The 14,870-nt window shown below is 65.9% G+C and carries 17 protein-coding genes; 9 read left to right on the forward strand and 8 right to left on the reverse strand.

Features of this window, described 5'->3' with window-relative positions; translation table 11 throughout:
* The first annotated feature begins 19 nt into the window (after positions 1-19).
* The 9 genes from fliJ (at position 20) to fliR (ending at position 6,428) form a co-directional block, all read left to right on the forward strand.
* Positions 20-487 carry a flagellar export protein FliJ gene (gene fliJ, locus ACNKW1_RS02120; protein WP_418362944.1) on the forward strand — a complete coding sequence of 156 codons (468 nt, stop codon included), beginning with the start codon at positions 20-22 and terminating at the stop codon, positions 485-487.
* Between the two features lie 117 nt (positions 488-604).
* Positions 605-1,882 carry a flagellar hook-length control protein FliK gene (locus ACNKW1_RS02125; protein ID WP_418362945.1) on the forward strand — a complete coding sequence of 426 codons (1,278 nt, stop codon included), beginning with the start codon at positions 605-607 and terminating at the stop codon, positions 1,880-1,882.
* A gap of 93 nt (positions 1,883-1,975) precedes the next feature.
* Positions 1,976-2,551, forward strand: coding sequence for a flagellar basal body-associated FliL family protein (locus ACNKW1_RS02130; protein WP_418362946.1), 576 nt, complete (start codon positions 1,976-1,978; stop codon positions 2,549-2,551).
* An 11-nt stretch (positions 2,552-2,562) separates the two neighbouring features.
* Positions 2,563-3,573, forward strand: a complete 1,011-nt coding sequence (gene fliM / locus ACNKW1_RS02135; protein ID WP_418362947.1) for a flagellar motor switch protein FliM — start codon at positions 2,563-2,565, stop codon at positions 3,571-3,573.
* On the forward strand, positions 3,566-4,042 hold the full coding sequence (fliN, locus tag ACNKW1_RS02140; protein ID WP_418362948.1) for a flagellar motor switch protein FliN: 477 nt from the start codon (positions 3,566-3,568) through the stop codon (positions 4,040-4,042). Before fliM ends, fliN begins: the two co-directional genes overlap by 8 nt.
* Before the next feature lie 7 nt (positions 4,043-4,049).
* On the forward strand, positions 4,050-4,526 hold the full coding sequence (fliO, locus tag ACNKW1_RS02145; RefSeq protein ID WP_418362949.1) for a flagellar biosynthetic protein FliO: 477 nt from the start codon (positions 4,050-4,052) through the stop codon (positions 4,524-4,526).
* Entirely contained in the window at positions 4,516-5,289 is a 774-nt protein-coding gene (fliP, locus tag ACNKW1_RS02150) for a flagellar type III secretion system pore protein FliP (RefSeq protein WP_418362950.1), read from the forward strand. Before fliO ends, fliP begins: the two co-directional genes overlap by 11 nt.
* A gap of 25 nt (positions 5,290-5,314) precedes the next feature.
* Positions 5,315-5,584 (forward strand): flagellar biosynthesis protein FliQ, encoded by a 270-nt coding sequence (fliQ, locus tag ACNKW1_RS02155; protein ID WP_418362951.1) that lies wholly within the window; start codon positions 5,315-5,317, stop codon positions 5,582-5,584.
* Positions 5,585-5,624: 40 nt separating this feature from the next.
* Entirely contained in the window at positions 5,625-6,428 is an 804-nt protein-coding gene (gene fliR, locus ACNKW1_RS02160; protein ID WP_418362952.1) for a flagellar biosynthetic protein FliR, read from the forward strand.
* Between the two features lie 71 nt (positions 6,429-6,499).
* On the opposite strand, the gene ACNKW1_RS02165 is transcribed toward fliR, so the two are convergent.
* From ACNKW1_RS02165 to flgF, 8 genes are all read right to left on the reverse strand, one after another.
* Complete coding sequence (locus tag ACNKW1_RS02165) at positions 6,500-6,994, reverse strand: hypothetical protein (protein ID WP_418362953.1); 495 nt, start codon at positions 6,992-6,994, stop codon at positions 6,500-6,502.
* A gap of 8 nt (positions 6,995-7,002) precedes the next feature.
* A complete protein-coding gene (flgL, locus tag ACNKW1_RS02170; protein ID WP_418362954.1) occupies positions 7,003-8,202 on the reverse strand; it encodes a flagellar hook-associated protein FlgL in 1,200 nt (399 codons plus the stop codon).
* Between the two features lie 23 nt (positions 8,203-8,225).
* Positions 8,226-10,247 carry a flagellar hook-associated protein FlgK gene (gene flgK / locus ACNKW1_RS02175; RefSeq protein ID WP_418362955.1) on the reverse strand — a complete coding sequence of 674 codons (2,022 nt, stop codon included), beginning with the start codon at positions 10,245-10,247 and terminating at the stop codon, positions 8,226-8,228.
* Between the two features lie 70 nt (positions 10,248-10,317).
* Positions 10,318-11,331: a flagellar assembly peptidoglycan hydrolase FlgJ gene (gene flgJ, locus ACNKW1_RS02180; protein WP_418362956.1), complete on the reverse strand. Its 1,014-nt coding sequence runs from the start codon at positions 11,329-11,331 to the stop codon at positions 10,318-10,320.
* A gap of 10 nt (positions 11,332-11,341) precedes the next feature.
* Positions 11,342-12,469, reverse strand: coding sequence for a flagellar basal body P-ring protein FlgI (locus ACNKW1_RS02185; protein ID WP_418362957.1), 1,128 nt, complete (start codon positions 12,467-12,469; stop codon positions 11,342-11,344).
* Between the two features lie 12 nt (positions 12,470-12,481).
* The gene (locus tag ACNKW1_RS02190; protein ID WP_418362958.1) at positions 12,482-13,156 is read right to left on the reverse strand and encodes a flagellar basal body L-ring protein FlgH; all 675 of its coding nucleotides are present in this window, start codon (positions 13,154-13,156) and stop codon (positions 12,482-12,484) included.
* Positions 13,157-13,166: 10 nt separating this feature from the next.
* Entirely contained in the window at positions 13,167-13,949 is a 783-nt protein-coding gene (gene flgG, locus ACNKW1_RS02195) for a flagellar basal-body rod protein FlgG (RefSeq protein ID WP_418362959.1), read from the reverse strand.
* A 163-nt stretch (positions 13,950-14,112) separates the two neighbouring features.
* Positions 14,113-14,847: a flagellar basal-body rod protein FlgF gene (flgF, locus tag ACNKW1_RS02200; protein WP_418362960.1), complete on the reverse strand. Its 735-nt coding sequence runs from the start codon at positions 14,845-14,847 to the stop codon at positions 14,113-14,115.
* Positions 14,848-14,870 lie beyond the last annotated feature (23 nt).

Below are 14,870 nucleotides of genomic sequence, written 5' to 3' on the forward strand. Positions count from 1 at the left end.
GCACGCCAACCGGCAGCCGATGACTGCGCAATTCCACCTCCAGCCCCTGCTCGACCTCGCCAACACCCGCACCGACGAAGCCGCCCGCAGGCTTGGCGAGCTCGTCGCCGCCGAGCGCGATCAGGCGCAGAAGCTCGAGATGCTCGAAACCTACCGCAGGGAATACAACGAGCGCTTCGTGCAGGCTGCGCGCGATGGCATGAGCCCGGACGCCTGGCGCAATTTCAGCGCCTTCATGGGCAAGCTCGATGAAGCCATCGCCGCACAGCGCAAGCTCGTGGAGCAGTCCCAGGCGCGCACGGTGGAAGGTCAGCAGAGCTGGATCGCCCAGCACACCCGCCTGAAGGCCTTCGACACGCTCTCGCAGCGCCACCGCTCTGCCCTGGACCAAGCCGAATCACGGCGCGAGCAGAAACAGGCGGACGAGCACGCGGCGCGCCGGCGATTCGATTCCGGCAGCGATGACGAAGGCGAGGGCGAATCTTGACCCCGCTGAGCACGCGCCCGAAGCCCGTCGCAGGGCCCTGTCCGTTGGTGGCATGAGCCTTGCTTGAGGTTGCGCACCGGATCCTTTGATCCCCGCCAGCCTCACAGGGACCCAGACATGTCTGCACTGCCTTCCGCATACGCCTCCGCACGCAACCCGGTCTCCGCCGTGAACCTGCTCTCGGCGCAGCCAGAGCCCGCAAACCCGGCGGCCCGCAACGCGCGCACCGAAGCCCAGGCCAGTTTCCGCACCGACACCCGCGCCAACTCCTTCTCGCAAACCCTGCAGAGCCGGATGCCGGAGCCCCCACGCAATGAAGCTCCGCGCCCGCAGGACAGGCAGGGTGCGGAACGCAGCACCGCTGCCGAAGGCCGCAACAGCCCCTCGCCCGAGCGCGCGTCCTCCCCCGACGGCGCACGCGCGGCCGAGGCGGACCAACCCGCGGACGCCCCGCCCTCCACCCAAGCGCAGGATGGCAACTCGGGCAGCGGCCAGAACCCTTCCGACGCGCAAGGACAGGCGCAGACCGCAGCACAGCCGCAGCAGCCTGCCACAGCCGGCAGCCCGGAGGCTTCGGCGGCGGCTTCCGTTGCCGGCTTGCCGGCAGCCATTGCCGCCCTGCTCTCCGGGCAGCAGGACAGTGCCGCCGTGGAGGATGGCACGGAGAGCCTGCTGACGAACCCCAACGGCGGGAAGAAATCAATTCATAATTCGGCGCTGCTGACGAGCCTGGGCCAGGAGATCGCGGACGGCAATGCCAACCCCGGGCTGCAGGCCAAGGCCATCGCAGTGGCGGCAAACGCAGTTTCTGCCGGCATCGCCGCCGGACGCGGTGCCGAGGCTGCGACGGGACTGGTCAAGGAAGGCGCAGAGGGCGGCGCCAGCCTGCAGGGCACCGGACTGCACCTGCATGGTTCGCCGCAGTTGCTGCGCCAGGCGCAGGGTGCGCAACCCACGCCGCAGTTGCCCGTCCAGACGCCAGCCGGCCAGCAGGCGTGGGCGGAGGACGTCAGCAACCAGGTGCGCTGGATGCTCGGCCGCGCCGAAAGCAAGGCAGAACTGGTGCTGACACCGCCGAGCCTCGGCAAGCTCGAAGTCTCGATCAGCCTCAACGGCGACCAGACGACGGCGCAGTTCATCGCGTCCAGCCAGGCCGCCCGCGATGCGCTCGAGCGCGCCATGCCGCATCTGCGCGAGATCCTTCAGCAGGCGGGCATCATGCTGGGCGATGCAAACGTGAGCACTTCGGGTCAGCAGGGCCGCGATGGCGGCACCTCCCGCCAGGACGGGGGAAATGGCCAGGGCGATGAAGCCCTCAACGGGGCGGGGACCCAGTCCGGCAGCGGTGGCGGCTGGGTGAAACAACAGCAGGGGATGGTCGACACCTTCGCCTGAAGTGCGCGAATTGGGGCTGCTCTGCCCCACTTTTCGGCGCTTTGGCTTGCGTGCCCCTCCCGGATAATGCAATTCGTACAACAGGAGAAACGCATGGCCAAGGCACCGGCAAAGACGGAAGAAGGCGAAGACGTCCCCAAGAAGAAAGGCAAGCTCGGCCTGATCATCGTCATCGTGCTGCTCGTGGTACTCATCCTGATCGCCGCGGGCGTCGGTGCGCTGCTGCTGCTCAAGGGTGGCAAGGACAAGGACGGTGAGGAAGCCGCTGCCAGCGAGGCTGCAGCGCAAGCGCAGCTCCAGACCCAGGGCACCGTCGACCTCACCAAGCCACCGATCTTCATTCCGCTCGACGCCTTCACGGTCAATCTGCGTCGCGACGAGGGCGACCACTACCTCCAGGTGGTGGCGGTCATGCGCATCGCCGACCCGAAGATGGAGCCGACTCTGAAGGCCTTCATGCCGGAGATCCGCCACCGCATCAACCTGCTGCTGTCGGCCAAACTCCCCTCGGAGCTTGCCACCATCGAAGGGCGCGAGGCGCTCTCGCTCGAGATCACCCAGCAGGTCAATGAGGCGCTCGGCTTCCAGGCGGTGCGCGATGCGAGCGGCCGCCCCATCCCGAACGGCCCCGTGCAGTCGGTGCTGTTCACCTCCTTCATCATCCAGTAAGGAGCGGCACCATGTCCGCGGACTTTCTCTCCCAGGAAGAGGTTGACGCCCTGCTACGGGGCGTGACCGGGGAGACGGACGAACAGGCTGCGGACGACGCGGGGACGGAAGGCATTCGCCCCTACAATCTGGCGACGCAGGAGCGCATCGTGCGGGGGCGCATGCCTACGCTCGAGCTCATCAACGAGCGCTTCGCACGCTATCTGCGCATCGGCCTGTTCAACTACATGCACCGCAACGTCGAGGTCTCGGTGGGACCGATCAAGGTGCAAAAGTACGCAGAGTTCATCCGCAACCTCGTCGTGCCCACCAACCTCAACCTGGTGACCGCCAAGCCGCTGCGCGGCACCGGGCTGGTCGTCTTCGACCCGAACCTCGTGTTCCTGGTCGTGGACAACATGTTCGGCGGCGATGGGCGCTTCCACACCCGGGTCGAGGGGCGTGACTTCACACCCACCGAGCAGCGCATCATCCAGGGCATGCTCAACGTGGTCTTCACCGAGTACGCCCGCGCCTGGGCACCGGTGTTCGCACTGCATCTGGAGTACGTTCGGTCGGAGATGAACTCGCAGTTCGCCAACATCGCGACCCCCTCCGAAGTCGTAGTCGCGACCAGCTTCTCGCTCGAACTCGGCGGCGCGCAGGCGGAGATGCACATCTGCTTCCCGTACTCCATGCTCGAACCCATTCGCGATCTGCTGTATTCCACCATGCAGAGCGACCATCTGACCTCGGATCGCCGCTGGATCAAGCTGCTGACGCGACAGTTGCAGACCGTCGAGGTGGAGCTGGGCTGCAATTTCGGCAGCGCCCGCCTCACCCTGCGCGACATCGTCGACATGCGCGTGGGGGACGTGATTCCGCTGAACGTGCCCGCCGCACTGGTTGCCGAGGTGGATGGGGTACCGGTCTTCAAGTGCAACCACGGCACCAAGGGCGGACACTACGCCATCAAGCTCGAGCAATTCATCCGCGCCGACGACACCGACACATCGAGCCATCCGGGAGAAAACAATGGCTGACGACAATCTGGAACCCCAGATCACCGAAGACGACTGGGCCGCTGCGATGATGGAGCAGGCCGCGGTCGAAGCCGGAGGCGACGGCGAGGCCGACCGCGTGGCGGCCGAACTCGCCGCGGCGGCCATGGACGGCTCGCCTTACCAGGCCAAGCCGGCCAGCCAGTTGTTCGAAGACTTCGGCGGCAGCAGCGACAAGCAGGGGTCGCTGAATGATTTCGACATGATCCTCGACATCCCGGTGCAGATCACTGTGGAGTTGGGGCGCACGAAGCTGTCGATCCGCAACCTGTTGCAGCTTGCACACGGCTCGGTGGTCGAACTGGACGGTCTTGCGGGCGAGCCGATGGACGTGCTGGTCAACGGCACCCTGATCGCCCAGGGCGAGGTGGTCGTGGTCAACGACAAGTTCGGCATCCGTCTGACCGACATCATCACCCCCGCCGAGCGAATGCGTAAGATCCGCAGCTGATCGACCCATGCCCCTGCAACGACTGACCGTTCCTGTCCTGGCGGGCACCACGACACTGGCCCCGCTCTGGCCAGGCGCTGCCCTGGCACAGACTGCCCCCACCCCCGTCTCCACCCCTACCTCTTCCCCCCTCCCCGAGCTCGGTGCCAGCCTGCTGCAGATGGCGTTCGGGCTCGCCATCGTCATCGCGCTGCTGCTCGCCAGCCTGTGGCTGATCCGCCGGCTGGGCGCACCGCGCGGGGGTGGCGCCGCCATCAAGGTGCTGGGCGCCGCGGCCGTGGGTCCGCGCGAGCGCGTGGTGCTGGTCGAACTCGGTGACGAGGTCCTGGTGCTCGGTGTGGCGCCAGGCTCGGTGAGCAAACTGCACGACATGAAGCGCAGCGCGCTTCCGCTCGCCGCCGATGCGCCCGGGGTGGCAACACCGGCCGGACGCAGCTTCGCAAGCTGGCTCAAGCAGGCAACGGAGCACCGCAATGCGCGCTGAAACCGGCCGTCGATTGTCCCCCGCCTTGCTGCGCCAGCTCGCCCTGGGCGTACTGCTCGCCGGCCTGCCGCTGCTGGCCGCCGCACAGGCCCTGCCCGCGCTGACCACGACCGATGCACCCGGAGGCGGCACGACCTACAGCCTGACCATCCAGACGCTGTTGCTGATGACGCTGCTGAGCTTCATCCCGGCAATGGTGCTGATGATGACGAGCTTCACCCGCATCATCATCGTGTTTTCACTGCTGCGCCAGGCCATGGGCACGCAGACCGCGCCGCCGAACCAGGTGCTGCTCGGGCTGGCACTTTTCCTGACCTTCTTCATCATGGCGCCGGTCGCCGAGCGCGTGTATACCGACGCCTACCTGCCGATGTCCGAGGGGGCGATCCAGTTCGACGAGGCTCTCGAGCGCGCATCGGTGCCGGTAAAGGCCTTCATGCTCAAGCAGGTGCGCGAGCCCGATCTCGATCTTTTCGCCGGACTTGCCAAGGTGCCTCCGGTGGAGAAGGCCGAGGATCTGCCGATGCGCGTGGTGATCCCCGCTTTCGTTACGTCGGAGCTCAAGACCGCCTTCCAGATCGGCTTCATCATCTTCATCCCCTTCATCATCATCGACATGGTGGTCGCCTCTGTGCTGATGTCGATGGGCATGATGATGATGTCGCCCGTGATCGTGTCATTGCCCTTCAAGATCATGCTGTTCGTGCTGGTCGACGGCTGGACGCTACTGATCGGCTCGCTGGTACAGAGCTTCGCCCTCTGAAGGGCGCGTTCCGAGGAGAAACGCCATGACCCCTACCGCAGTCATCGAGATCGGGCGTCAAGCCGTCGAAGTCACGCTGCTGGTTTCCGCACCCCTGTTCGTCGCCGCACTGGCGACCGGCCTGATCATCAGCATCTTTCAGGCCGCGACCCAGATCAACGAGATGACACTCTCCTTCGTGCCCAAGCTAGTCGCGATCTTCGTCACCCTCGTGCTTGCCGGGCCGTGGATGATCACCCTGCTGACGGACTTCATGCGCAGGCTGATCCAGTCCATCCCGACGATGATCGGTTAGCGCCGCCGCGCCGCCGCACGCACCACCGCACCGCTGCCCGATGCTCAGCGTAACCGCCGCCCAGCTCGATGCATGGCTCGCCGCGCTGATGTTTCCGCTCGCGCGGCTGCTCGGGTTGTTCTCTTCAGCGCCCGTATTCGCCAACCGAGGGGTGTCGGTGCGCGCTCGGCTCGCAATCGGCATCGCGGTGACCGTGGCCGTGCTGCCGATCATGCCGCCGATGCCGGACGTGCCACCGAACTCCGGCCTGGGGCTGGTGATCTTCGGCCAGCAGATCTTCATCGGCATCGCGATCGGCTTCATGATGCGCATCGTGTTCGCGGCCGTGGACATGGCTGGCGCACTGATCGGCATGCAGATGGGCCTGTCCTTCGCGATCTTCTTCGACCCCGACGCGGGCGGGCAGACCGCGGTGCTGTCGGACTTCCTGAACCTGCTCGCCACGCTGCTCTTTCTGGCGGCCAACGGTCACCTGGTGCTGATCGAGATCGTGGTCAGGAGCTTCGAGTGGCTTCCGGTCAGCACCGATCTGCTCAGTTCCAGCGGCTGGATCTTCATCGCGCGCACCGGCCTGACCGTGTTCGCGGCCGGGCTCCTGCTGTCCATGCCGATCATCGCCATGCTGCTGGTGGCGAACATCGCACTCGGTGTGCTGACGCGTGCAGCGCCACAGCTGAACCTGTTCGCAGTGGGTTTCCCCATTACGCTCACCGCCGGTTTCATCGGCCTGCTGCTGATCATGACCAACTTCGGCCCCGTGCTGCAGAGCCTGTTCGAACGCGGCTTCGACACCATCTCGCTGCTGCTCGACGCCCTCGCCCCGCTTCCAACACCGGCCCCCTGAGGGCGGGCAATTCTCCGCCCTCCCGTCCTTTCGCCCTTTCGCCCTCTCACCCTTTCCCCTTCTTCCCCCGCTTACATCGTGGGGAAGATCTGCGAGCGCACCAGCCGGATCTCCGCGTTCGCGTAGCGGCGGGCGAAAGGCCGGGTCGACTCCACGCCTTCCTCGTAGTGCACGACCTCATAGCCGGCGAAGCCCCCGGCCTCGACGATCTGACGCGCATTGCGCAGGAACACCTGCCGCGCTTCGCCCTCACCGCCAGTGAAGAGCGATTTCATCTTCAGCGCCATGCGTACCCGGTCGCGTCCAGCCTCTCGCACGTCGATGCGCCAGGTGGGGGCGAAGGGGTCATAGATCGCGAATGCGACCAGCGCACCGGCGATGTATTGCGGCTCGAGCATGTCCAGGTCGCTGAGCATCGACAGGCCACCGGCGAGCGCAGCAACCGGCGCGAGCAACTCGACGGCCTCCTCCGGCGACACTGTCCCCGGTTCGCGGACCGAGGCCTCGTGGGTGGTGGTACAGGCCGCGAGCAAGACGGCAGCCCCAACGACAAGTGCGGTGCGCATGGAGGAACTCAATTCAGGTAGTTGAACAGCGACAGGCCGGAAACGCGCATGAAAGACTGCTGCGCCGCCTGCAGGTAGGTCTGTTGCTGCGTCAGGCGCGAGATCGCCTCGGCGTAATCGACATCCTGCAAGCCGGACAGCGTAGTGGCGTATTGCAGGTCGAGGTCGCTGCCGAGACTCGCGAGCGCTTCGGTCTCGGTGAGCTGGGAGCCGATCTGGGCGCGAGTCTTGAGGATGTTCTCCTGGCCGGCATCGAAGGTTTCGAGCGCAAAGGCAACAGCGCCGGTCATGCCCGAGGCACCCGGGCTCTCGAGCGCAGAGGCGAACATCGCCATGTTGTTGAGCAGGTTGGTGGAAGGGACGAAGACCTCGAACTTGTCTTCACTCCCGACCGGCACAGCGGTGAGGTCAAAATCGATACCATCGATTGTCGGCGTGCTGCCGACGGCATAGGTTGCCGGCGCCAGCGGCACTTCCTGCCCATCCTGCCCGATGCGGGTTACGGTATAGCTCGCGGCGAGCGCGTCGTACTCGAACTGATACCGCGTTGCCTGCCGTACGTTGGACGCATCGATCGACGCGATGGTCGGGCCTGCCTGTCCCTCGTTCGCTGCGTTCGCGTAGACCTTGATCGACCCGGTGCCGAGCGTGAGCGTACGATCGAACACGTCCGAGCCCGGCAAGCTGACGGGCATGTAGCGCGAGGCCGAGACCTGGATCGTCCGCTCGCCCTGATCACCTTCGTATCCGACGCCGGAAAGTCCGCCTGAATAGGGCTGCTGCTGCGATCGGTAGCCGCCGAAGATGTAGTCGCCCGTACCGTCCTGGCTGTTGGCAAGCGCCAGCATGGCTTCGAACTGGGCCTTCATGTCCGTTGCCATGTAGCCCAGATCCTTGGCATCCAGGGCACCATTGCCCGCCTGCACCGCGCGCTCGCGGACGTAGTGCAGAACGTCGCCCGCGCTCTGCAGGCGGGACTCGAGCAGCTTCATGGCGTCGTCGGCGTAGCCGATGTTCACCGAAAACTGGGTGTTGACCGCCTTGGTCTGGCCGACCTCCAGCGCACGCGCGGAGGCGATGGGGTCGTCCGCGGGGGTCAGCACACGCCGGCCGGTGGACACCTGCTGCTGCGTCTGCAGGATGTTCTTCCACTGCTGCTGGATCGAGCCTACGCCCTTGTCGTAGATCATGCTTGTCGATACGCGCATGATGTTCTCCCGGTGTTGCCGGCTCAGCGGCCGATGCTGATGAGTTCGTCGAACAGCCGCTGCGCCACGGTCATGACGCGCGCCGAAGCCTGGTAAGCCAGCTGGTAGCGGACGAGATTGGCGGCCTCTTCATCGAGGTTGACGCCGGACATGCTGTCGCGCGCCGTGGTGGCCTGCGTCAGCAGGGCTTCCTGCGCAGACTCGTTAACCTGAACCTCGCGCGTCTTGTTGCCAACGGTGCTCACGGTCTGTGCGTAGCTGGTCTGGAAGGTCGCTGTGGGACGCCCATTGGCATCCGCGAGCAGAACCTTCTTCGTTTGCAGGGCACCGAGCGCGACCGCATTGCGGTTGTCGGAAGCGCCGGCCACAGTGGGCGCGAAATCGAATCGGTCGCCCACCTGCGGCGCGCCGCTGATGCGTACATCGAATTCGTAACCGCCCGGCTCGACAACCCTGAACCGGACCCCGGCGGCATCACCGGACGGATCGAAGGCCGTGCTCGAGGTCGCGGGGCCGCCAACCGGCAGCCACTCGCCGCTGCTGGCCTGGTACTGGAGTCGCTGGATGGTGTAACCGCCCGTGGTCGGCAGGGCGAGATTCGCGCCGTCGAAGCTCAGCGCAAACGGGGCAAACGACGGCTGCGCTCCGGGCACATTGCCCACGCTGCGCACATCGATCTCGGACGCCTTCGCCGTCCCCTGGTTCGTCAGCGGCAGGTTGACCGAAACCGGGCCTCCGGCAGCGACCTTGCGCGGGTCCGTGATGGCCACCGAAATGTCCCGCGCCGCATTGCGGGTGGGTTGCACCAGAACGGACTGGCCCGCAGCCAAGGAACTCCCGTCGATCGTCATCCCATCAATGCTGAGGGCGCCACTTGCGGCGGACGCGGTGAGGGGAGGCTGGATGTCCCCATCGGAGAGCCGTTTCACCCTGAAGCCGCCGCTCTCGCCAATGACCTCGTAGTCGCTGGCACGCAACTGCGACACGTCATCCAGACCGACGGTTACACCCGTGCCAAGCGGCTGAACACCGATCGGAGGCGGGTTGAAGAATAGATTCCCGAGCTTGCCCTCGAGATCGACACCAAGCTGGTGCTGCGCGTTGAAGGTTTCCACGATCCCCAGTGCAATCAACCCGAGCTCGTTCTGCGCACGGTCCAGCGAATCCCTGCGGAACTCCAGCAGCCCCCCGAGCTCTCCGCCGGTCAGCAACGACTCGGCGATCTCGATCGTGTTGCCGCCGGGCGCCTTCATGGAGATGGCACCACGTTGCGGGTCGGTGGCGCTCGGGATGACCTCGAATTCGGACACCGTGCCGCGCAGCACCAGCGGCTGGCCCGAGCCGATGAAGACCGACACGCCGCCGTTGGCCTTGCCGCCGTCAGTCTCGGGCACCACGCTGATCTGCACCAGTTTGTTCAGCTCCGCCAGCAGCTGGTCGCGCTGGTCGAGCAGGTCGTTGGCCGGCGTTCCCGCCCCGCCGGCCTGCGCCACGACGATGCGCTGGTTCATCTCGGCGATGGCATTGGCGTAAGTGTTGATCGACTCGACGGTCTGGACGAGGTTGCCTTCCACCCCCTGACGGATCTCCTGCAGCCGGGTGTCGAGCGACTGGAAGCGTGATGCGAGTGCCTGGCCATTGGAGATCAGGGACTGGCGTGCCGCCACGCTGGTGGGGTTCGACGCCACCTCCTGCACGCCGGCAAAGAACTCTGCGAGCGAGGGCGACAGGCCGGTCGTGCTGTCGGCAAGCAGGTTGTTGATCTGGCCGATCTGGCTGCTGTAGGCCGAATACTGCGAGCGGCGGTTGTCCGCCTGCATCACCTGCGCCTCAAGGAACTGATCGTACGAGCGAGTGACGGAAGTGACGTTGGTGCCCTGGCCGAAGAAACCGGCCCCGGTGAACAAAGGCTCACGGGCAGCCTGGCCGACCGTCTGGCGGTGATAGCCGGTGGTGCCGGCATTGGTGATGTTGTGACTGGTCGTGTTCAGCTGGGCCTGTGCCGCATTGAGGCCCGAAACACCGATATTGAGCATGCCAGCCATGATGAATGTCCTGTTCCAATGATCCTTGACAGGAACCTAGCAATTACCTTGCCAGCGCAAAGCGGCAAGATCAGCCGAGGGTCGCGAGCGCGTTGCGCAAGGTCGCGCCGCCGATGATGCGGGTCAGCTTGTCGGCGTACTGCGGATCGGTGGCATAGCCTGCATCCTGCAGCGCGCGCGCAAACCCGGCGGCACTGGTGGTGCCGAGCACCGCCTCGTAGCGCGGGCTGCGGGTCATGAGGTTGGCGTAGTCCTGGAAGGATTCGGCGTAGGACGCATAGGCACGGAAGCGCGAGGGTTCCGCATAAGCCTGCCCGCCGGCGTACTCGGTGACGGTCCGATCGACCGTCTCGCCCTGCCAGGCGGAGCCCGCCTTGATGTTGAACAGGTTGTGGCTGGGCCGGCCGTCGGCGTGGCGAAGTTGCTTCTCGCCCCAGCCGGTCTCGAGCGCGGCCTGCGCAACCATGAATGCAGCAGGAATGCCGGTGCGTTTGCTGGCATCGGCCGCATGCGGCCAAACCTCGGTGACGAAGTCGCGCACCTTGGCCGAGACCTCGCCGCTGGCATCGCGCGCCTGCTGGATCGCTTCGACGAAGCGAGCTTGTTCGAGCGCGGTTTCCGCCATCGCCGCCGGGTCTTCCGCACCCGCGCGTGCAGAATCGGCAAGCCCGGCCTTCTGCATCACGGCAGAAATTGCCGGCCGGCGCGCCACACCGGCAAGGTCGAAGCCGCCCACGCCCGCAGCCGATGGAACAAGGGCATCGATGTCGCCTGCACCCTCGCTCTTGCCGCCGAGCTGGCGGAAGATGACCTCGGACAGCCCAGTGCCACGGGCTTGCGAAGCGTTGAGCGCAAGCTGCTGGTCGAGCAGGCTCTGGTACATGCGCGTCTGCTCGCTGTCGAGCATGCTGTTGGACGGCGACGCCTCACGCATCGACTTGAGGGCCATCTGCAGGAACAGCGCCTCGAACTGGCGCGCAGCCGCGCGCAGCGTTTCGTTGGACTGGCCGTCCGTGCGCGCCAGGCGATGCAGGTCGCGCAGCGAGTTCGGGTCGAAAGCGTTGAGCTGGACGCCGGCGTTCATGACCGCAGCCTCAGATGATCTCGAGTTCGGCGCGCAGCGCACCCGCGGCCTTCATCGCCTGCAGGATGCTGACCAGGTCCATGGGATTGGCGCCGAGCGAATTGAGCGCCTTGACCACGTCGGCCAGATTGCCGCCGGCACGCACGTTATGGATGCTGCCACCGTCCTGACGGATGTCGACCTGCCCCTGGTTCTCCGCCACGACGGTCACGCCCTGCGACAAGGGATTGGGCTGGCTGACCTGTGTCTCGGCGTTGACGGTGACGGTGAGATTGCCGTGCGAGACCGCAACATTCTGCAGCGTGACGCGCTGGTTCATCACCACCGAACCGGTACGCGAATTGACGATCACCTTCGCCACCTGCTGCTCCGGCGTCACGCGCAGGCTCTCCAGTTGCCCGAGAAACGCGACGCGATGCGACACGTCCGCCGGCGCCAGCACCTGGATGCTGCGGCCATCCAGCGCGCGCGCGGCACCCGGGGAGACGGCATTGATCGCGTCCACCACGCGGCGGGCGGTGCCGAAATCGGTTTCGTTGAGCTCCAGCATGACGTAGTCGCCCTGCCCCACCGACGAGGCGACCCCGCGCTCCACCGTAGCGCCCGCGGGAATCCGTCCCGCTGCAAGGTGGTTGATGGTCTGCGCCGCGCCGCCGGCCTGAGCGCCCGCGCCGCCGACGACGAGGTTGCCCTGCGCCACCGCATAGACCTGCCCGTCGGCCCCCTTGAGCGGCGTCATGACCAGGGTTCCGCCGCGCAGGCTCTTGGCGTTGCCGATCGAGGACACGGTGACGTCGATCGCCTGGCCGGGCCGCGCGAAGGCCGGCAGGCTCGCAGTGACCATGACCGCCGCCACGTTCTTGAGCTGCATGTTGGTGCCCTGCGGCACGGTCACGCCCATGTTGCCGAGCATGTTGACGATGCTCTGCTTGGTGAAGGGCGTCTGCGTGGTCTGGTCGCCACTGCCATCGAGACCGACGACGAGGCCATAGCCGACGAGCTGGTTCTCGCGCACGCCGGCGATCGAGGCAAGGTCCTTGATGCGCTCGGGTGCAGCCTCGGCTGCGGAGCTGAGGAAAATGCCGGCGGCCACGGCGGCAACCGCAGCGCGCAGCAGGAAGGGCTGGATCCGGAACATGGCGAACCTCGATCAGAATGGCAGGACGGCAAGGAAGAAGCGCTGCAGCCAGCCCATCGTGTTGGACTGGTCGATGAAGCCGCTGCCGCGGTACTCGATGCGCGCGTCGGCCACCTGGGTGGACTGGACGGTATTGGTGGACGTGACGGTGTTGGGGTCGATCACGCCGGAGAAGCGGATGAACTCGCTGCCCTGGTTGATCGCGAGCATCTTCTCGCCCGACACCAGCAAGTTGCCGTTGGGATAAACGTCGATGACAGAAACGGTGATCGTTCCATTGAAGGCATTATTCGCGCTCGCCGCCCCCGTTCCGTTGAACTCGGACTCGACCCCGGCCTCGATGTTCAGCCCATTGAGGCCGCCCAGGGGCAGACGCGACGATGCGGTAATCCCCCCCGTCATTCCGGACCCGCGCGAGGCATTGGTGTTGGCGTTCTTGGTCGCGGTGTTGCGCTCGACCAGGTTGATCGTGATGATGTCGCCGACATGACGGGCGCGCCGATCCTCGAACAGCGGCCTTGCGAGCGCGGCCTGGTAGATCGCGCCATTGGCGGGCGGCATTGCCGCGCGTTCGTTCGGGCGCACGCTCATCGGCTGATGCACCGCCGTCGGCGGAACGGTGTCGATGGACGCACAACCCGACAGCAGGGCCACGATCAGGAGCGCAAAGGCGCGGATGCTGCGCATGACCGTTTCCTCAGAGCTGGGTGAGCCGACCGAGCATCTGATCGGACGTCGAGATCGCACGCGAGTTGAGCTCGTAGGCGCGCTGGGTGACGATCATGCTGACGAGTTCCTCGGCCACGTTGACGTTCGAGGTCTCGACATAGCCTTGGTTGATCACCCCTGCGCCATTGGTGCCCGCCTCGGTCGGCGTGGCTTCGCCGCTCGACGCGGTCTCGTAGAAGAGGTTCTCGCCCGCGCTCTGCAGACCGCCCGGGTTGATGAAGGTGGCGATCTGAATCTGCCCCACGGGCTGCGGCTCGACCTGATTGGGCAAGGTCACGGTGACGGTGCCGTCCTTGCCGATGGTGATCGATTTGGCGTCGGCGGGGATCTGGATGCCGTCGAGCAGCGGATAGCCGCTGGGGGTGACGACGTTGCCCTGGTTGTCGAGTTGCAGGGCGCCGTCCCGAGTGTAGGCGGTCGTGCCGTCGGGCATCTCGATCTGCAGAAAGCCATTGCCCTGGATCGCGACATCGAGCGCGCCGCCGGTCTGTTGCAGGCTGCCCTGCGTGAAGATGCGCTCGGTCGCGACCGGTCGCACGCCAGTACCGATCTGCAGGCCGCTGGACACCTGCGTCTGCTGCGTGGTCTGTGCGCCCGGCTGGCGCATGGTCTGGTAGAGCAGATCCTCGAACACGGCGCGTTGCCGCTTGTAGCCGTTGGTCGATACGTTCGCCAGGTTGTTGGAGATCACGTCCAGCGAGGTTTGCTGGGCATCCAGCCCGGTCCGGGCGGTCCACAGTGAGCGGATCATGATGAAGTCCTCTGTTCTGCCTTGCCGCTGCGGCAGGTTTTGCCGCAGCGTGACGGCGATTGCCGCTTTTTCACGGGATCAGTCTAGCCCTCGGTCGGGCCAGGCCATTGCAGGATAAGCAATGCAAAAACCGTGCTAATCGGCAGGCCAAGCGCGGAAGGGCTCAGCGCCAGGCGAGCACCTGGCTGGCTGCGCGGTCGTTGGCCTCGGCGGTCTGCAGCATGCGGACCTGCATCTCGAACTGGCGGGCGAGCGAGATCATCTGCACCATCTGGTCGGCCACGTTGACGTTGCTGCCCTCGACGTAGCCGCCCGCGACCTGGACGTTGGGGTCGACCGGCGCTGGCGCTCCGTTGGCAAGGCGGAACAGGCCGTCGTCGCCACGCACGAGTTCCGCCTCGGGCGGGTTGACCAGCTTGAGTTGGCCGACGAGGTTGACGACGCCATCGTCCGGATTGATCGAGGAGATCGAGCCGTCCCGGCCGATGACGATCTCGGTGTCGGGAGGCAGCGTCACCGGCCCGCCATCCCCGATCACGGGTAGCCCCTCACGCGTCTGCAGCACCCCCGCGGGGCTGAGCGTGAGGCTGCCGTTGCGGGTGTAGGCCTCGCTGCCGTCGGGCTGCTGCACCGTCAGCCAGCCCTTGCCTTCCAAAGCCACGTCGTAGGGACGCCCGGTGTACTGGATCGTGCCGGGCGTGAAGTCGTTGGCGACGCTGGCATCGACCGCGAACGAGCGCGTGCGGAAAGCTTCGGTCTGGACCTCCACCGCACGCAGTTTGTGCAATTGCGAGCGGAAACCGGTGGATGCGGCATTGGCGATGTTGTTCGACACCGCGGCCTGCTGGTCCATCGTGCCCTTGGCACCGGTCATCGCGGTGTAGATCAGGCGGTCCATGTTCGACTCCCTTGCTTGTGTCG

The organism is Thauera sp. WH-2 (genome assembly GCF_048321015.1).
Lineage (GTDB): Bacteria > Pseudomonadota > Gammaproteobacteria > Burkholderiales > Rhodocyclaceae > Thauera.